Genomic DNA, 19,782 nt, shown 5'->3' with positions numbered 1-19,782 from the left:
TAAAAGAGGGAATACAGATTAAGGGAAGTGCTGTTATTGAGAAAGCTTACATTCTTCAGCTTGCTTATCGTCCTTTTACTCACTGCTTGTAATGAGAAAGCAGGGGCTGCACAACCTGAAGAAACGAAAGAGAAAGAAACAGCGGTCGAAGAACAAATAGAGATAGAAGAGAACGTGACCGTTGATGAAAAGGAAGAAACCGAACAAGCCTATACAGAAACGTTTCCACTGACGGGCGAACCGACGGCTGATAAAGCAGACCATCGTGCCTTGTCCGTCATGGTGAACAACCACCCGAAAGCGAGGCCTCAATCAGGGTTGAGCCAGGCCGACATCGTCTATGAAGTTTTGGCAGAGGGGCAGATCACACGCTTCCTCGCTTTGTTCCATAGTGAGATTCCTGATACAATAGGTCCGGTAAGAAGTGCACGTCCATACTATTTTGAAATCGCTGATGGATTTGATGCGTTTTATACGTATCACGGTGCGTCGACAGCCATTAATCAAAAAGTAGCCAGCAGCGGTGTCGATTATTTGGATGGGGCGATGTATGATAACAACGGCTGGTTATTTGAACGGTCCTCCGATCGTTCAGCTCCTCACAATTCCTATCTTTTAACAAAAGGAGTGGAGCAGGCAGTGGCAAGTAAAGGCTATAAGGCTGAAGGAGAACCTGAAGCTCTGCCTTTTGCAGAAGAAGGTTCCTTCGATGGAACGCCGGTGGATGAAGTCCAGATCACTTACGGCAGTCGAACGAATGTGAGCTTTACGTATGATGCTGAGAAGGATCAGTTTTTGCGTTCCAGTGATGGAGAGCCGACCATCGACCGTTTGAATGAAGAACGTGTAGCTGTAGAGAATGTCTGGATCATAGAAACGGACCACCGGATCATCGATAACGCCGGTCGTCGTGCGATTGATCTCATATCAGGCGGGAACGGGTATCTTTTACAAAAAGGACAAATGAAAGAAGTAGAGTGGAAGAACGTCGATGGACGTTTGCTTCCCTATAAAGACGGCAGCCCGATGGCCTTTACACCAGGGAAGACCTGGGTGAACATCATTCCATGAAACGCTGCAGTAGAAACGGAGTAAGGAGGGAAAAGGCATGCAGATCGATAAATTGAGAGGAAAGACGCTCGATCAACTGTTTGAAGCGGTTTTATCTTTGCAAAGTATAGAAGAATGCTATGAATTCTTTGATGATCTCGCAACGATGAATGAAGTCCAGTCACTCGCTCAGCGACTGGAAGTAGCGCGCATGCTGCGTGAAGGCTTCACTTATCATAAAATTGAAACCGAAACAGGTGCTTCGACAGCGACGATTTCCCGTGTGAAACGCTGCTTGAACTATGGTAATGACGCTTATACACAAGCGCTTGACCGTGTACAAGCGAAGCAAACGGAATAGATGATGAGAGGCTGCCACTGTGGGCAGTCTTTTTTTGTTGGCGAGGGTAAAAGACTTCCATGATTCTAAGAGAATACGGACAGGCATAGGCTAGTACTATGGAAGGGGACCTGTCCGATGAAAACGATGTTGAAAAAAGGCGCCATGATCATTCTCGGCAGTATGATACTTTCACTCGGCATCAACTTTTTCCTGATTCCAGATCATGTGTTAGATGGAGGCATAATTGGGATAGGTATGATTGCCAATTACATATGGGGGCTTGAAGTAGGACTTACAATCATCTGCTTCAGCATTCCGATTTTTACGCTCGCCTGGTTCTTTTACCGTTCCTATTTCTACAACAGTCTGCACGGCTTGTTGATTTCTTCTTTCTCTATTGATGTACTACAAGGGTTGCGTGTCCATCACCTGCCGCTCGATCCAGCGATCAGCTCTATTATTGGAGGGGCCCTTGTGGGTGGTGGGATTGGATTGATGCTACGGGTCCATACAAGCACGGGCGGAACCGACCTCCTCGCCCAAATGATCGCCGATTGGTGCAAAGTCAATGTCGGCTTCGTTATCCTCGCGATCGACGCTGTTGTCATCGGTGCCAGTGGCTACCTGTTCTCACTCGAAACCCTCATGCTCTCCGCTATCACTATCCTAAGCGTCGGACTCGTCACCATGACCTTCACATCCAGCCGCCTCCTCCCCGAACAACCCTCGTGACCTGGAAATATATGGATGACCTGGTCATCTATAATTTTACAGCACCAGAACCAAAAGCCCGCCTCTCTTTTGAGTGAGAGAGGACGGGCTTTTGTGTGTTTACAATTTATGATGTACCGGGTCATACATATATTTCCACCACTCTTCACACCCTCTTCTTATCATGGTCGTAGAATTGTTTGGGTGTGCCCCTCAACCCGGGGGTGAAAATTTGCTATAATGGGTAGATGGATAACTGTTGTTTTGGAGGACGGAAATGTACAATATAAGCGAGTGGGATCATGTGTTCAAGCTTGATCCGAATAAGACGATCACAGACGCAGACTTAGAGAAGATATGCACATCAGGGACAGATGCGATCATCGTCGGCGGCACAGACGGCGTCACGTTCGAAAACGTCACGGATTTGCAGGAACGCATCGAGGCATACGACACCAGCTTTGTGCTGGAAGTGTCGGACATTGAAGCCATTGCGCCCGGCTTTGATGCTTATTTCATCCCTCTTGTCCTGAACAGTGGACATAAAAAGTGGTTGATTGATGTGCAGCACCAGGCGATCAAAGAGTATGCAGATGTGATCGAGTGGCAGGACATGCTCACAGAAGGATATTGTGTACTGAACCCTGAAGCGAAGGTGTTCAAACGAACCGATTGCTCGCTTCCGGATCATGCCGATGTCCTCGCCTATGCCCGGATGGCTGAACATATCTTCCGTCTCCCTGTCTTTTACATGGAATACAGTGGTACATACGGGAATCCCGGCTTGGTCAGAGACGTGGCCCGTGAATTGAAAAATACATCTCTCGTCTACGGCGGAGGCATCCGTTCGGAAGAACAGGCAGCAGAAATGGCGGCCTATGCAGATGTCATCGTTGTCGGCGATGTGATTTATGATAACCTAGAGGTTGCTCTTAAAACGGTCGAAGCCGTTAAATCAATGAAGATGAAGGATGGTGGACCCTCATGACACAGGCATTGAACGCATTGATTCAAGGCTTGAATACAGAACAACGAGAAGCGGTGACCCACACAGAAGGCCCGCTGCTCATCATGGCAGGTGCCGGAAGTGGTAAAACACGTGTACTGACACACCGCATCGCCTATCTCCTTAGTGAAAAAGATGTAGCGCCACGGAATATATTAGCGATTACGTTTACAAATAAAGCGGCACGCGAAATGAAAGAGCGTGTCGAATCTCTTGTCGGCAAAGACGGAGAAAAAATCTGGATGTCCACGTTCCACTCCATGTGTGTACGGATTCTGAGACGTGACATCGACCGGATCGGTTATGACCGCAACTTTTCGATTCTCGATTCGAGCGATCAGCTTTCTGTCATTAAACAAGTGCTGAAAGAGATCAACCTCGATCCGAAAAAATGGGACCCTCGTGCGATGCTCGGAGCCATCAGTAATTCGAAGAACGAACTGATGACCGCAGAAGATTATGAAAAACAAGCGGGCAATATGCATGAAGAACAAATCGCCCAAATTTACAAAGGCTATCAAAAGAAACTCCGCAAAAACCAGTCGCTTGATTTCGACGACTTGATCATGCAGACCTTAAGACTTTTCGACGAAGTGCCGGAAGTGTTGGAATCCTACCAGCGCCGTTTCCAGTACATCCACGTCGATGAGTATCAGGATACGAACCATGCCCAGTATCAACTCGTCAAACATTTGGCGAGCCGTTATCAGAACCTCTGTGTGGTGGGTGATTCCGACCAGTCGATTTATGCATGGCGCGGGGCGGATATTCAAAACATCCTGAACTTTGAAAGTGACTACCCGAAAGCACGTACGATTCTGCTTGAGCAGAACTACCGCTCGACGGAATTAATCCTGGATGCTGCCAACAACGTCATTGATAAAAACAGCGGCCGTAAACCGAAGCGTCTTTGGACGGACAATAAAGGTGGAGAGAAGATCCATTACCACCAGGCAGGCACCGAACGTGAGGAAGGTCTTTTTGTTACAGATAAAATTGAAGACCTCGTCCGCCAAGGAAAGTTCCGCTATCAGGATGTTGCGATTTTGTACCGTACGAACGCTCAGTCCCGTACGATTGAGGAAACGTTTGTCAAAGCAGGGGTCCCGTATCAGATGATCGGTGGGACGAAGTTCTATGATCGTAAAGAGATCAAGGACATGCTTGCCTACCTCCGTCTCATCGCGAACCCGAACGACGACTTAAGCTTCCAGCGTGTTGTCAACGAACCGAAGCGCGGTGTCGGGAAAACGAGTATGGATAAGATGCTTGCCTATGCGGCAGATCATGATATTTCCTTATACGAAGCCGCTGCTGAAGTCGATTTCGTCGGCGTAAGCGCAAAAGCAGCGAAAGCGATCATGAGCTTCCGTAAAATGATTCAGACTTGGGCTGAGCAGCAGGAATTCCTTTCTGCAACGGATATGGTACAGGAAGTCATTGATAAAACCGGCTATGAAGAGATGCTCATGAATGAGAAGAGCATCGAAGCGCAAAGCCGTCTTGAAAACATCGAAGAATTCAAATCCGTTACGAAGAACTTTGAAGAAAACGCGGAAGATAAGACACTGGTCGCTTTCTTGACCGATCTCGCTTTGATTGCGGATATTGATTCTATGAATGAAGACCCTAGTAGTGTCGACACAGTGACGTTGATGACGCTGCACTCAGCGAAGGGACTTGAGTTCCCGGTTGTTTTCCTGATCGGTATGGAGGAGAACGTCTTCCCGCACAGCCGTGCGCTTATGGATGAAGAGGAAATGGAAGAAGAGCGACGTCTTGCTTATGTCGGGATCACTCGTGCAGAGAAAGAGCTGTTCATTTCTCACGCGAAAATGCGTACCCTCTACGGCCGTACGAACATGAATCCAATCAGTCGCTTTATCCATGAAATTCCGGAAGAACTGATTGAAGGAAAAGAACAGAAAGAAGAGCTGCCATTCTTCAATAAAAACCGGGAAAGCACGCCGTTCGGCACGAAGCCTCAAGCCGCTCCGAAGAAACGGGCCGCGAAGAAGCCTGAGAAAAAATCTTCAGGCGGCGAGAAAATTGGCTGGCAGCCTGGGGACAAAGCGCAGCACAAGAAGTGGGGCGAAGGTACGGTCGTCAAAGTGCAGGGTGAAGGAGATGCGATGGAACTCGATATCGCCTTCCCGGCACCGACAGGCATCAAGCGCCTGCTTGCCCGTTTTGCTCCGATTACGAAAGCGTAAGGAAGTGGATGGATATGAACGCAACGGAAGCTAAGCAAAAGATCGAAACACTCAGACAGGACCTTGAGCAGTACAGCTATGAATACCACACGCTCGATGATCCGAGTGTTTCCGACTATGAATATGATAAAAAAATGCAGGAACTGATCAAGCTTGAAGAAGAGTATCCTGACTTGCAGACACCGGACTCGCCTTCCCAGCGGGTCGGCGGCAAGCCTCTCGACGCTTTTGTGAAAGTGCAGCACGACATCCCGATGCTCAGCCTCGGCAACGCTTTTAATGATGAAGAACTGCGCGACTTCGACCGTCGTGTCAAAAATGGCACCGATGCAGAGGTCAATTACGTATGTGAATTGAAAATCGACGGCCTTGCGGTTTCTTTGAAATATGAAGATGGGATCTTCGTACGGGGAGCGACTCGTGGAGATGGGACGACCGGAGAAGACATTACGAAAAACCTGCGGACCATCCGGAACATCCCTCTTCGCTTGAAAGAGCCGATGACCGTCGAAGTCCGTGGTGAAGCGTATATGCCGAAGAAATCGTTCATGGCTCTGAATGAAGCCAAGGAGTCGAATGGGGAAGAGCCTTTTGCCAACCCGCGAAACGCAGCTGCGGGTTCCTTAAGGCAGCTGGACCCGAAAATCGCGGCCAAGCGTAACCTCGATATTTTCCTTTATGGCATCGGTGTGTGGGAAAACGATCCGACCGAAGCGCACAGTGAGCGCCTGGAGAAAATGAAAGAGCTCGGACTGAAAACCAATCCGGAGTGGAAAAAGTGTAACGATATCGAAGAGGTCATCGACTATGTCAATAGCTGGGTCGAACACCGTGCTGACCTTGATTACGAGATTGACGGCATCGTCATCAAAGTGGACAGCCTCGACCAACAGGAAGACTTGGGCTTTACTGCGAAAAGCCCGCGCTGGGCAACGGCCTATAAGTTTCCGGCAGAAGAAGCGATTACGAAACTCAAAGACATTGAACTCAGTGTCGGTCGTACAGGTGCCGTGACACCGACAGCGATTCTTGATCCGGTCAAAGTTGCAGGAACAACGGTACAACGTGCGTCCCTGCATAATGAAGATTTGATCATCGAAAAAGACATCCGTATCGGAGATACGGTCGTCATCAAGAAAGCCGGGGACATCATCCCTGAAGTCGTTCGTGTTGTTGAAGATCAGCGGACTGGCGAGGAAGAGCCGTACCGTATGCCGGAAGAATGCCCGGAATGTGGCAGTCAGCTTGTCCGTCTTGATGAAGAAGTCGCTTTACGATGTGTGAATCCGAACTGCCCGGCCCAATTGCGGGAAGGCTTGATCCACTTCGTTTCAAGAAATGCGATGGATATTGAAGGTCTTGGGGAAAAAGTGATCGCCCAACTGTTTCAGGAAAACTTGATTCATACGATCGCAGACTTGTATAAGCTCGACCGTGAAGAGCTGCTGCAGCTCGATCGTATGGGTGAAAAATCAGTGGAGAACCTTTTGAATGCGATTGAAGCTTCAAAAGAAAATTCCCTTGAGCGACTGCTGTTCGGTCTTGGGGTGCGTTATGTCGGTTCGAAAGCCGCAAGCACGCTTGCCCAGTATTTTGAACATATGGACGCCCTCGTAGAGGCGGATGCCGCTGCACTTGAAACCATTCCTGAAATCGGCAGTAAGATGGCCGAATCGATCGCCAGCTACTTTGATGAAGACCAGGTCATCCAGTTATTAGAAGAATTGAAGCAGCTCGGCCTGAACATGGAATATAAGGGTGCGAAGAAGAGTGATCAGCCGATCGATTCTCCTTTCAACGATAAGACTGTGGTCCTTACAGGGAAAATGGAAGAGTACAGTCGTTCGGAAATGAAGAAAATGATTGAGGAACTTGGCGGTAAAGTGACAGGAAGTGTCAGTAAAAAAAACCGACCTTCTTATCGCTGGTGAAGACGCCGGTTCCAAATACACGAAAGCATCAGACTTGGGGATTGAAATCTGGGATGAAGAGCAGTTCAAAAACGCTCTATCCTGATCGACCAAACGTTTTATGGTTATACAAGAGGAGCCGGAGCGTGAGAAACCATACACGCTCCGGCTGGTCTCATTAAGGGAGTGGAAAGCATGAGGAAGATGCACGCACTGTTGCTTAGTTCATTGCTCGTCGTAAGCGCGTGTACGCCCGTTTTTGACAACAGAGAAGAAGTCATACAAGAAACAAAAGATGAAAAAAATAATCAATCCGCCATCATCCCGAACTACAACATGTCGGAACAGGATTACCGGATGATCCTGACAGAGAGCAGCCCGAAGGTTTCAACCGCCCGTGCTGTGACGACGAACCAGATGGGGAACCGGATGGACATCGATGAATTCGAAAGCGGCCTGCGCCGTCATTCTAAAGAATACTTCGGTCCGGACAAATACTTCTTCCAGCCCGGCCAATACTTAGATGGAGATACGCTTCTTACATGGTTGGGGCGTGATGGAAACGTGCAGGTAGATGAAGATCAGGATCCGGAAGAAGTAGAAGATGGATTGAATCCTGAATTGAATGAGGACGAAGCAACTGAGGAAGATTTCCGTGAGAGCCCCCGCTATATTTCCAACATCATAGAACAGAATTACTTAGTTCGAAAAGACGAAAATAAGGTGGAACTGAGTGGGTTAACTATCGGAATTTCCTTACGAACCGTATATAATTTTACGGTAGAAGGAAAAAGCTTATCCGAAGATCATTCGACGGAGGAGCTCCTCAAAAAAGGGAAAGAATATGCGGATGAAATATTAGAAAGAATTCGGAAAAGAGAAGAGCTCAATGATGTTCCTGTCGTCTTTGCCTTATATGAAGAAGAGGAAGCGAGCTCGAAAGTTCCAGGTAAGTTTTTAAGTAAAACGTACGTCAAAGGGTCTGACATGACCATCAATGGTTGGGATCGTATCGAAGAAAAACACGTGCTGTTTCCTTCCAAAGAAGCAGAAGAGGATCACTTCGATGATTCACAGATCTTCTCGGACTTCAGAAAAGAAGTTTCTGACTATTTTCCGAACTTCGTAGGCATGATCGCCAATGGTTTTTACGTCAATAACGAACTTCGCGAAGTATCGGTTGAAATACCGATCCAGTTCCAATCCGAATCGGAAGTTGTCGGTTTCACGCAATATGTGTACAGTCTTGTAAACGAAATGTTTGCAGATCATTATAATGTCCAAGTGAATATCCACAGCATGGATGAACCGGAAAGTCTGATCGTCAAAAAAGCCGGTGAGCAGGAACCATTCGTTCATGTGTATGAATAATAGAAAGACCGCGCAGGAATATCCTGTGCGGTCTTTGTTATGTGAACCTTCTATTATCCAAGAGCGACATCCAGCGTCATCATGACAGCGAAACCAAGCATAAGACTGATGGAAGCCAAATTGACGTTCCCTTTCTCATGTGAACCATGAATGATTTCTTTAGCTACAACGAAAATCATTGCTCCTGCTGCAAAACTCAAAGCGTAAGGCAAAATCGGCTCAATGGCAATTACAGCGAGGGCACCGATGACAGCTGCTATGGGTTCCACCATGCCGGAAAATTGTCCGAACAGAAAGCTCTTCTTTTTCCCCATTCCATCACGATGAAGGGGCATGGATACGGCTGTTCCTTCAGGGAAATTCTGTATACCAATTCCAATGGCAAGTGCCACTGCTCCGGCTAGCGTGGCTTCGGTTCCATTAGAAGCTAATGCTCCAAACGCAACGCCCACGGCCAGTCCCTCTGGAATATTATGAAGAGTCATGGAAAAGACAAGGAGGGCGGTTCGGTTTTTAGCCTTCTCATCTTTAATATCATATAAATAACGATCCGTATCTAATGCAGGCAGCATGCGATCGATGACCAGCAATAATGCTCCACCTAATAAAAAGCCTACAGCAGCAGGGACCCATGAAGGAACAGGTCCTTCTGAAGACATTTCTATGGCTGGAGCTAGAAGCGACCAATAGCTTGCCGCAATCATGACCCCGCCAGCAAAGGCGAGCATACTATCAAGAAATTTTTGATTCGATCCTTTCACAAAAAAGACAAGAGAGGCACCAAGAGCGGTCATGCCCCATGTAAATAAGGTACCAATAAGGGCCTGTAGTACGGGATTTAACTCTTTTATAAGTTCAATCATAGTTACACACACCTCGGAATGAAAGTTTGATTTTTGCATGAAGGCAAAAAATATTGACATGACCATTTTATAGGCGTGTATCAAATTCGTCAAATATCCAAAGGTAGAGGTGAATAGAAGATTGGTTTTCATAATGAATGCGAAAATATGGTTTAGTAAGGAAACGAAATTCGACAAAAAATGATTAAAAACGAGCATTTCCAAGTATGAATCCAGTGGATGCCATTCAGTAGCCTACATATAATTATTTAACTTCAAATCCATCTCAATCGTTTGAACTAGAATCATAGTTACGATAGAATAGTTGTGGAAACGCTTAATGTGGTAATTTTCAAAATATTACATAGCGTCTCCCATTTTACTTTTCAAGGAGGCGGTTTTTTTATGGTAGTCCCTTACAAACACGAACCATTTACTGATTTCACAGTGGAAGAAAATCGGAAAGCTCTGCAGGCGGCAATCAAGCAGGTAGAAGCGGACCTTGGAAAAGAGTATCCTCTGATCATCGGCGGGGAGCGGATCATGACGGATGATAAGATCGAAGTTGTCAATCCGGCTAACAAGAAAGAAGTCATCGGCTATGTGTCGAAGGCGAATCAGGATCTTGCTGAGAAAGCTCACCAGGTGGCAGATGAGACATTTGACTGGTGGAGAAAAACGAAAGCGAAGTTCCGTGCGGACATCCTTTTCCGTGCTGCAGCGATCGTTCGTCGTCGTAAGCATGAGTTTACGGCACACCTCGTCAAAGAAGGCGGGAAGCCATGGAAAGAAGCCGATGCGGATACTGCAGAAGCGATCGACTTCATGGAGTTTTATGGGCGACAAATGCTTGAAATTGATAAAGGCGTGGAAATCAATTCCCGTCCGATTGAAAACAACCGTTTCCATTACATTCCGCTTGGAGTAGGGGTTGTCATTTCCCCATGGAACTTCCTCTTTGCCATCATGTGTGGAACGACGGTTGCCGCTATGGTATCCGGGAACACGGTTCTTCTTAAACCAGCGAGTTCGACTCCGATCATCGCATATAAGATGATGGAAGTGCTGGAAGAAGCGGGCTTGCCGAAAGGGGTCATCAACTATATCCCATGAAGCGGAAAGGAAGTCGGCGACTATCTTGTCGATCATCCTCGCACTCGTTTTATCAGCTTTACGGGTTCACGTGAAGTCGGTACTCGTTTATTCGAACGTGCTGCAAAAGTTCACGAAGGTCAAAAGTGGTTGAAGCGTACCATCATTGAAATGGGCGGAAAAGATACGATTGTCGTCGACAGCGATTCTGACCTTGAACTCGCGGCTGATGCAATTACGTACTCGGCTTTCGGCTTTTCCGGACAGAAGTGCTCCGCATGTTCGCGTGTCATTGCTCATGAAGATGTGTATGATGAGCTGCTGGATCGAGTCGTTCAGAAGACGAAGGAACAAGTGAACTATGGGGATCCAACCGATAACAGCAACTACATGGGACCGGTGATCGACCAGGGCGCTTACGATAAAATAATGAGTTATATCGGAATCGGTAAGGAAGAAGGAAGGTTGATGACAGGCGGAAAAGGAGATGACAGCAAAGGCTGGTTCGTCGCACCGACTGTTTTTGCCGACCTTGATCCAGAAGCACGTCTCATGCAGGAGGAAATCTTCGGTCCTGTGGTAGGCTTCACGAAGGCGAAATCTTTTGATGAAGCGATCAAGTTCGCAAATAATACTGAATATGGCTTAACGGGAGCTGTCATTTCCAACAATCGCGAGCATATTGAAAAAGCACGCGAAGATTTCCATGTTGGTAACTTGTACTTCAACCGTGGATGTACAGCAGCGATCGTAGGCTATCATCCGTTCGGTGGCTTCAATATGTCAGGAACCGATTCAAAAGCTGGAGGGCCTGATTACCTTATTCATCATATGCAAGGAAAAACAACGTCTGAAATGCTGTAATAGAACGACCAAAAAATCCCTTATTCACATGTTTGTGGAAAGGGATTTTTTTCTGAAATATGGAACATACTAATGCTGTCGGGAAAAGGGAACATTTCCCCATTTTTTTATGATCTCGAAAAATTTTTAAAATAAATTTTGTGAATGATTATCATAAAAATGTCACATATGTGTATTTTTATACTAAATTAACGAATAAAAATTCAATTATGACCTATTTACGCAATTTTTGCAATGTTCTTACAAAAGTATTATGATATAGTTGTACCTGTGTTTGGTTTTTTTAAGTCTTCGTGACTTAAGGACCATGCGTCGGTACGATTTGCATAGGATTGTATAAACCAACATTTGGGAGGTGGAAATGTGTTTGAACTCGCTACTGCAACATCAACAACCATCGCTGGAGCAACATGGTTCTGGTTATTTGTACCAATGCCAATTTTAATCATTTTATCCATCATTACACTATTCACTGAGAGGAGCGAATAATAAAACATGAGTACTGCTACGTTAATAACGTTTATTGTCTATTTAATCGGTATGCTTGGAATCGGTTTTGCCGCGTACCGTCTAACAAGTGATTTATCTGACTATGTCTTAGGTGGTCGTCGTTTAGGTCCAGGAGTTGCCGCACTATCTGCCGGTGCATCCGACATGAGTGGTTGGTTGCTACTAGGTCTGCCTGGTGCGATTTATGCTGGAGGGTTGTCCTCAGCTTGGATCGGTGTCGGTCTAGCTATTGGTGCATACTTAAACTGGCAGTTCGTCGCACGCCGACTTCGTGTATTTACGGAGATTGCAAATGACTCGATTACTGTTCCAGACTATCTTGAGAACCGCTTCCGTGATCACTCCCACGTGTTACGTGTCATTTCTGCATTTGTCATTCTTTTATTCTTCACCTTCTATACATCTTCCGGTATGGTTGCCGGTGCGAAACTGTTTGAAGCTTCCTTTGCATTAAGTTATACACAAGCTCTATGGTTAGGCGCAATTGTTACTATTTCTTACACTTTCTTAGGTGGATTCCTAGCCGTAAGTTGGACAGACTTTGTTCAAGGTATCCTGATGTTCTTTGCATTGATTGCTGTACCAATCGTTGCGATTTCTGAACTTGGTGGTTGGAATGCTGCAACAGACGCAGTAGCACAAATCGATCCATCTCACTTGAACATGGTTCAAGGTGTCGGTGCCATGGCTATTCTATCCTCCCTTGCATGGGGACTTGGTTACTTCGGTCAACCGCACATCCTTGTACGTTTCATGGCCCTACGTTCTCCTAAGGACGTTCCAAAAGCACGCTTGATCGGTATCGGCTGGATGGTTCTAGGTCTTTACGGTGCCATCTTCACAGGTCTATTCGGACTTGCTTACATCAACACTGCAGATGTAGCGGATCTTTCTACATTCAATGCAGAAGTGATGACAGAAGGCGGCATTCAAATGCTCGTCGACTCTGAGAAGATTTTCATCACGTTCTCTCAGATCCTGTTCCACCCGGTTATTGCAGGTATCTTACTAGCAGCGATCCTTTCTGCCATCATGAGTACCATTGACTCTCAATTGCTTGTATCTTCTTCTGCACTAGCAGAGGACTTCTACAAAGCGATTTTCCGTAAGAACGCTTCTGAAAAAGAATTGGTATGGGTTGGTCGTGCTGCTGTTGCCGGCATCGCCTTGATCGCCGTGCTTCTAGCAGGTAACCCGGACAGTACCGTTCTTGGTCTTGTATCTTACGCTTGGGCAGGTTTCGGTGCCGCATTCGGTCCGGTTATCATCTTGTCCCTATTCTGGAAAGGCATCACACGTAATGGTGCCCTTGCTGGTATCATCGTCGGTGCCGTTACCGTTGTTGTTTGGGGAGACTTCTTGAGTGGCGGAATCTTTGACCTTTATGAAATCGTACCTGGTTTCATCCTTGGTGGTCTTGTTTCCATTCTTGTCAGTCTTACTGGTCAACCACCGAAAGATATTGCTGAAGAATTTGATAAAGTTACGAAAATGTAAGAAATTCTTCACTACAAAATTCCCGGTCTTATGGCCGGGAATTTTTTGTTTTCTTAAAAGTTAATGAGGAATATCTAATTTCTATTTGTTGTTGGACCTAGGTCGTCGGAGAAAGGATATCTTTCCTGGGGTGTCCTTCTATAGCTATCTTTTCTAGACGAGTTCTACTGGTTCATTACATGGCAATCGAAGTCGGAGTTTTGAGATTTGCTACTACATATGGTGGTTGGGAAAACGGTGAGACTCCTGTGGGAAGTGCGTGGTAGATGAGACCCCGGAGAGCGTCAGCTCGAGGAGGCTCATCACTCGCCCACGGAAAGCGAACCTTTTTCCCAACCACCATAACCACCGACAAAAGTCTCGAAACTAACCCTTCCAAATAAGGGAGTTTTCACGATAAGACAGCGTCCTTCTGATGTGTTAAACTAAGAAAGGTGTATCCGTACGTTGAAAATGGATTCTGATATTTGGTATGATCATATATTATGTGAGATCGAAATGGAGGTCGCATTATGTCCAGAATTAGCAAAGAGGAAGTGAAGCACGTCGCGAATCTCGCGCGCCTTGCGATCACGGAAGAAGAAGCAACGACATTCACGAAGCAGCTTGATGACATCATCACGTATGCTGAACAGTTGAATGAATTAGATACAACAGGCGTCGAGCCTACGACCCACGTTCTTGACTTGAAGAACGTCATGCGTAAGGACGAGCCGAAGAAATGGATTTCTCAGGATGATGCACTGAAAAATGCACCGGACAAGCAGGATGGACAGTTCAAAGTGCCATCCGTATTGGAATAAGGAGGTTCGACGATGTCTTTATTTGACTATACATTACGTGAGCTTCAAGAGAAGCTACATAACAAAGAGATTTCCGTCACGGACTTAGTGGAGGAGTCTTACAAGCGTATCGAAGAAGTGGATGAAGAAGTCCAGGCCTTCATCACGCTGAACAAAGAAGCAGCGAAGAAGCAGGCGGCAGAGCTTGACCAGGAGCGCGGCAACGACGATGCGAAGCTTTTTGGTCTTCCAATCGGTGTGAAAGATAACATCGTAACAAAAGGACTGCGTACAACAGCAGGAAGCCAAATCCTGTCTAACCTTGATGATCCTTTGTATGATGCGACCGTTGTCAACAAACTGAATGACGCCAAGTCTGTTACGATCGGAAAATTGAACATGGACGAATTCGCGATGGGTTCTTCCAACGAAAACTCCAGCTACGCAGCGGCTCGTAACCCTTGGAATACCGATTACGTTCCAGGTGGATCCAGTGGTGGTTCTGCAGCAGCTGTAGCCGCAGGAGAAGTTCCTTACTCTCTCGGTTCCGATACAGGTGGTTCCATCCGCCAGCCAGCCGCTTATTGTGGTGTGGTCGGATTAAAGCCTACTTACGGCCGTGTGTCCCGTTTCGGACTAATCGCGTTCGCCTCTTCTCTTGACCAAATCGGACCGATCACGCGCAGCGTCGAAGACAACGCGTTCTTACTTGAGACGATTGCTGGTCATGACAAGATGGACTCTACTTCTGCCAACGTTGAAGTGCCGAAGTACACCGAGTCTCTGACTGGTGATGTGAAAGGTATGAAGATCGGTGTACCGAAAGAATACCTTTCTGAAGGGGTTTCTGAAGAAGTAAAAGAAGCGGTCAAAGCTGCACTTAAAGAATACGAAAAAATGGGGGCAACATGGGAAGAAGTTTCTCTTCCTCACTCCAAGTACGCACTATCTACGTACTACCTGATTTCGTCTTCTGAAGCATCAGCGAACCTGGCCCGTTTTGACGGTGTCCGTTATGGAAAGCGTGCCGAAGATGCGAAAAACATGCTCGACATGTTCATGCGTTCCCGCGCCGAAGGTTTTGGTGACGAAGTGAAGCGCCGAATCATGCTTGGAACCTTCGCGTTGAGCTCTGGGTACTACGATGCGTACTACAAGAAAGCCCAGCAGGTTCGTACGTTGATCAAGAACGATTTTGAAAAAGTGTTCGAAGACTACGATGTGATCATCGGGCCGACAACACCGACACCTGCCTTCAAAGTAGGGGACAAAGTCGACGATCCAATGACGATGTATGCGAACGATATTTTGACGATTCCGGTTAACCTTGCAGGTGTACCATGAATCTCGATTCCATGCGGTTTCTCTGGGGACGGTCTTCCGATCGGCCTTCAGATCATCGGAAAACACTTTGATGAAGGTACCGTTTACCGTGCCGCTCATGCCTTCGAACAGGCGACTGATTATCATAAACAACGCCCGTCCCTTGGAGGTGCGCGCTAATGAACTTTGAAACGATTATCGGACTTGAAGTCCACGTAGAATTGAAAACAGACTCAAAAATTTTCAGCCCGTCTCCGAACATGTTCGGAGATGATCCGAATACGAACGTGAACCCGATCGACCTTGGGTACCGAGGTGTGCTGCCGGTATTGAACGAAGAAGCTGTCAACTTCGCGATGAAAGCTTCCATGGCTTTGAACTGTGACATTGCGACAGACACGAAGTTCGACCGTAAAAACTACTTCTATCCGGATAACCCGAAAGCTTATCAAATCTCCCAGTTTGACAAGCCGATCGGTGAAAATGGCTACATCGATATCGAAGTCGATGGCAAGAAGAAGCGTATCGGCATTACGCGTCTTCACATGGAAGAAGATGCAGGTAAGCTGACACACAGTGATGACGGCTACTCTCTTGTCGACTACAACCGTCAAGGTACTCCGCTCGTTGAAATCGTTTCTGAGCCGGACATCCGTTCACCGAAAGAAGCGTACGCGTACTTGGAAGCATTGAAAAACATCATCCAGTACACAGGCGTTTCCGACTGTAAAATGGAAGAAGGTTCCCTACGTTGTGACGCTAACCTTTCCATCCGCCCGATCGGTCAGGAAGAGTTCGGAACGAAGACAGAGCTTAAGAACTTGAACTCCTTCTCCTTTGTACAAAAAGGACTGGAATTCGAAGAGAAGCGTCAGCAGAAAGAATTGCTTTCCGGAGGAGAAATCCTTCAGGAGACTCGTCGTTACGATGAGCAGACGAAAGAAACGATTCTGATGCGTGTCAAAGAAGGTTCTGATGACTACCGTTACTTCCCAGAGCCGGATCTTGTACCATTACACATCGATGAAGCTTGGAAAGAACGCATCCGTGCCGAAATTCCTGAGCTTCCAGATGCTCGTAAGAAGCGTTACATCGAAGAACTGAAACTTCCAGAATACGATGCGATGGTTCTTACCAACAACAAAGAGCTTTCCGATTTCTTCGAAGAAACAATTGCCGAAGGAGCGGACATCAAGCAGGCATCCAACTGGTTGATGGGTGAAGTTTCAGCTTACATGAACAAGCACTACAAAGAGCTTCATGAGCTTGAGCTGACACCAGCATCTCTTGCGAAGATGATTCAGTTGATCGAAGACGGAACCATCAGTTCCAAGATCGCGAAGAAAGTCTTCACGGAGCTTGTAGAAAAAGGCGGCGATCCTGAGAAGATCGTTAAGGATAAAGGACTTGTCCAAATTTCCGACGAAGGTCAGCTGACTGAAATCGTTGTCGGCATCATGGACAACAACCCGCAGTCCATCGAAGACTTCAAAAACGGAAAAGACAAAGCCCTTGGATTCCTTGTCGGTCAGGTGATGAAAGAAACCAAAGGACAAGCGAACCCGCCGATGGTCAACAAGATCATCCTTGCAGAAATGGAAAAGCGCTAACCGCATGAATTTCAAGAAAGCACGCACTTGCTGGTGCGTGCTTTCGTATGGTTTAGGACTTGTCATCATATACTATAGAAATGGTTTGCAAATCCAGGAAAAAGCGCTATGATGTAGAATGGAACATGCTTGGATAGAAAAGGGGGTCATACACGATGAAACGTGCCCGAATTATATATAACCCGACCTCTGGAAGAGAAGTCATACGCAAGGTTCTCCCGGACATTTTGCAACGGTTCGAACAGTCCGGTTACGAGACCTCCACTCATGCCACAACATGTGCTGGTGACGCCGTCAAAGCAGCAGAGTACGCCGTCGATCGTGAATTCGATCTCGTTGTCGCTGCAGGGGGAGACGGAACCATCAATGAAGTCATCAACGGACTTGCCGAAAAACCACACAAACCGAAAGTCGGCATCATTCCAGTCGGGACAACGAACGATTTCGCCCGTGCCTTACACGTGCCTAGAAACATTCATAAAGCGGTGGATATCATCCTGGAAGGCTACAGCCATCCGCTCGATATCGGCCGTGTCAACGACCAATATTTCATGAATATCGCCGGTGGCGGTAAAATAACCGAAATTTCTTATGAAGTACCAAGTAAGCTGAAGACGATGATCGGTCAGCTTGCCTACTACTTAAAAGGCATCGAGATGCTGCCATCCATCCGTCCGACACACGTCGAGATGGAGTATGACGGCAAATGGTATGAAGGCGAGATTATGCTTTTCCTCGTCAGTAACACCAACTCTGTCGGCGGTCTTGAAAAACTGGCGCCTTCCGCCCGTATGGATGACGGACTTTTTGATCTGATGATCATTGAAAAAATGAACATCGCAGAATTCGTCCGTTTAGCGACACTTGCCATCCAGGGCAACCACTTGAATCATCCGAAATTCATCCACACGACCGCGAGCCGTGTGAAAGTGAAGACAGATGAAAAGATGCAGTTGAATATCGACGGGGAATTCGGTGGATTATTGCCCGGGGAATTTGTCAATTTATACAGACATCTGGACTTTTTTGTTCCGGAAGACATATTTAAAGAAGAAGAAGCTGACGAAGAAGAATAATGGGGAGCGCTGCTGTATGAGACAGTGGCGTTCTTTTGTTTTGTTTAGGGGGGAGTACATAGCCTACAGGGGCGACTCCGCACTTAGAGATATGATAAACTACGGTTAGAGTATACAGATAAAGGACGGATGATCAATGGCGAAACCGAAACCGCCGGTACAGAAAAACGAGACGATTGAACTGAGCTTTGAAGATTTGACCCACGAAGGCAATGGGGTAGGGAAAGTCGATGGCTATCCACTTTTCGTACCGTATGGCCTTCCAGGTGAAAAGGCCGAAGTGAAAGTCGTCAAAGTGAAAAAGAACTTTGGCTTTGGCAAGCTGGTGAACGTGACAGAAGCAAGTGAAGACCGCGTGGAGCCCCCATGTGATGTGTTTTACCAGTGCGGCGGCTGTCAGCTTCAGCATATGAGCTACCAAATGCAGCTCGATATGAAACAGAAGCAAGTGAAAGACAACATGAAGAAAATCGGACATCTCGAGCATGTCCCTGTCCACCCGACCGTTGGCATGGAGGATCCATGGCGTTACCGCAACAAAGTCCAGATCCCTGTCGGGCAGAAAAAAGACGGTGAACTGATGACCGGATTCTACCAGAAACGGAGTCACAACATCATCGACATGGATACATGCCTGATCCAGGACGAAATGAACGATCGCATGGTCGAAACCGTCCGCCGCATCGCATCCAAGCACGGAATTGATGCCTACGACGAACAGACTCACCGCGGCGTTCTGAGACACATCATGGTCCGTACCGGTCAGAATACGAAAGACATCATGATTGTCCTCGTCACGAAGACGAAAAAACTTCCGCACAAAGAAAAAATGATCGATGAGATTCGTGATGCCTTTCCAAACGTGAAATCGATCGTCCATAACGTCAACAATGCGAAAACAAATGTCATCCTCGGTAAAGAGACGAACATCATCTGGGGCGATGAGTACATTTATGACACGATCGGCGATATCCGATTCATGATCTCACCGAAATCGTTCTACCAGGTCAATCCGACCCAGACGAAGAAACTCTATGATCAGGCTCTCGACTATGCCGATCTGAGAGGCGGAGAAACCGTCATTGATGCCTACTGCGGTATTGGAACCATTTCCTTGTTCCTCGCTCAAAAAGCGAAGAAAGTTTATGGCGTTGAAATTGTACCTGAAGCCGTTACTGATGCGAAGAAGAATGCCCGCCTGAACAAGATGGATAACGCAGAGTTCTATGTTGGACAAGCGGAAGAGCTTATGCCATGGTGGCGAAACCAGGGACTCCGTCCAGATGTGATCGTCGTGGATCCTCCACGTAAAGGTTGTGATGAGGAGCTGTTGAAAGCGATGTTGGATATGGAACCGGACCGGATTGTTTATGTATCCTGTAACCCTTCGACGCTTGCTCGTGATTTACGTATTCTTGAAGATGGCGGGTATGAGACGAAGGAAGTTCAGCCTGTCGATATGTTCCCGCAGACGAGTCATGTGGAGTGTGTGACGTGGTTAGAGAAGAAAGAAAGTAAATCCCTATAGTATTTTGAAGAGTCATTTGTTTGGATGAATAAGAGAAAAGCAGGGGAGGTACTA

Annotated in this window: 13 protein-coding genes and 3 pseudogenes; 15 read left to right on the top strand and 1 reads right to left on the bottom strand. The window is 46.8% G+C overall.

Annotated elements, in window-relative coordinates:
* Window positions 1-27 precede the first annotated feature (27 nt).
* The 7 genes and pseudogenes from LC065_RS01730 (at window position 28) to LC065_RS01700 (ending at window position 8,604) form a co-directional block, all read left to right on the top strand.
* Entirely contained in the window at window positions 28-1,071 is a 1,044-nt protein-coding gene (locus tag LC065_RS01730) for a DUF3048 domain-containing protein (RefSeq protein ID WP_371933385.1), read from the top strand.
* Window positions 1,072-1,108: 37 nt separating this feature from the next.
* Window positions 1,109-1,411 carry a YerC/YecD family TrpR-related protein gene (locus LC065_RS01725; protein WP_146815674.1) on the top strand — a complete coding sequence of 101 codons (303 nt, stop codon included), beginning with the start codon at window positions 1,109-1,111 and terminating at the stop codon, window positions 1,409-1,411.
* A gap of 126 nt (window positions 1,412-1,537) precedes the next feature.
* Entirely contained in the window at window positions 1,538-2,125 is a 588-nt protein-coding gene (locus LC065_RS01720) for a YitT family protein (RefSeq protein ID WP_226594122.1), read from the top strand.
* Between the two features lie 256 nt (window positions 2,126-2,381).
* Window positions 2,382-3,092: a heptaprenylglyceryl phosphate synthase gene (locus tag LC065_RS01715; RefSeq protein ID WP_226593835.1), complete on the top strand. Its 711-nt coding sequence runs from the start codon at window positions 2,382-2,384 to the stop codon at window positions 3,090-3,092.
* A complete protein-coding gene (pcrA, locus tag LC065_RS01710) occupies window positions 3,089-5,323 on the top strand; it encodes a DNA helicase PcrA (protein WP_306163706.1) in 2,235 nt (744 codons plus the stop codon). The genes LC065_RS01715 and pcrA overlap by 4 nt, the downstream gene beginning before the upstream one ends.
* A gap of 14 nt (window positions 5,324-5,337) precedes the next feature.
* Window positions 5,338-7,339, top strand: a pseudogene (gene ligA, locus LC065_RS01705) (NAD-dependent DNA ligase LigA).
* Window positions 7,340-7,428: 89 nt separating this feature from the next.
* Entirely contained in the window at window positions 7,429-8,604 is a 1,176-nt protein-coding gene (locus tag LC065_RS01700) for a CamS family sex pheromone protein (RefSeq protein ID WP_226593841.1), read from the top strand.
* 53 nt (window positions 8,605-8,657) lie between these two features.
* Here LC065_RS01700 and LC065_RS01695 read toward each other — a convergent pair whose 3' ends face one another.
* Entirely contained in the window at window positions 8,658-9,467 is an 810-nt protein-coding gene (locus LC065_RS01695) for a ZIP family metal transporter (RefSeq protein ID WP_306163705.1), read from the bottom strand.
* Window positions 9,468-9,851: 384 nt separating this feature from the next.
* Here LC065_RS01695 and pruA point away from each other — a divergent pair.
* The 8 genes and pseudogenes from pruA (at window position 9,852) to rlmD (ending at window position 19,728) form a co-directional block, all read left to right on the top strand.
* Window positions 9,852-11,402 (top strand): annotated as a pseudogene (pruA, locus tag LC065_RS01690) (L-glutamate gamma-semialdehyde dehydrogenase).
* A 363-nt stretch (window positions 11,403-11,765) separates the two neighbouring features.
* Window positions 11,766-11,891, top strand: coding sequence for a hypothetical protein (locus LC065_RS01685; RefSeq protein WP_264187927.1), 126 nt, complete (start codon window positions 11,766-11,768; stop codon window positions 11,889-11,891).
* Between the two features lie 6 nt (window positions 11,892-11,897).
* On the top strand, window positions 11,898-13,409 hold the full coding sequence (gene putP / locus LC065_RS01680) for a sodium/proline symporter PutP (RefSeq protein ID WP_226593844.1): 1,512 nt from the start codon (window positions 11,898-11,900) through the stop codon (window positions 13,407-13,409).
* Window positions 13,410-13,921: 512 nt separating this feature from the next.
* Window positions 13,922-14,212: an Asp-tRNA(Asn)/Glu-tRNA(Gln) amidotransferase subunit GatC gene (gatC, locus tag LC065_RS01675; RefSeq protein ID WP_089651494.1), complete on the top strand. Its 291-nt coding sequence runs from the start codon at window positions 13,922-13,924 to the stop codon at window positions 14,210-14,212.
* A gap of 12 nt (window positions 14,213-14,224) precedes the next feature.
* Window positions 14,225-15,694: pseudogene (gene gatA, locus LC065_RS01670) on the top strand (Asp-tRNA(Asn)/Glu-tRNA(Gln) amidotransferase subunit GatA).
* A complete protein-coding gene (gene gatB, locus LC065_RS01665) occupies window positions 15,694-17,124 on the top strand; it encodes an Asp-tRNA(Asn)/Glu-tRNA(Gln) amidotransferase subunit GatB (protein ID WP_306163704.1) in 1,431 nt (476 codons plus the stop codon). The pseudogene gatA and the gene gatB overlap by 1 nt, the downstream one beginning before the upstream one ends.
* Window positions 17,125-17,279: 155 nt before the next feature.
* Window positions 17,280-18,200: a diacylglycerol kinase gene (locus LC065_RS01660; RefSeq protein WP_226593845.1), complete on the top strand. Its 921-nt coding sequence runs from the start codon at window positions 17,280-17,282 to the stop codon at window positions 18,198-18,200.
* Window positions 18,201-18,336: 136 nt separating this feature from the next.
* On the top strand, window positions 18,337-19,728 hold the full coding sequence (rlmD, locus tag LC065_RS01655; protein WP_226593846.1) for a 23S rRNA (uracil(1939)-C(5))-methyltransferase RlmD: 1,392 nt from the start codon (window positions 18,337-18,339) through the stop codon (window positions 19,726-19,728).
* The last annotated feature ends 54 nt before the right edge of the window (window positions 19,729-19,782 follow it).

The organism is Halobacillus litoralis, assembly GCF_020524085.2.
Taxonomy (GTDB): Bacteria; Bacillota; Bacilli; order Bacillales; family Halobacillaceae; genus Halobacillus; species Halobacillus litoralis_E.
Note: the sequence above shows the minus strand (reverse complement) of the source record. Positions and strands in the feature narration are given on the sequence as shown.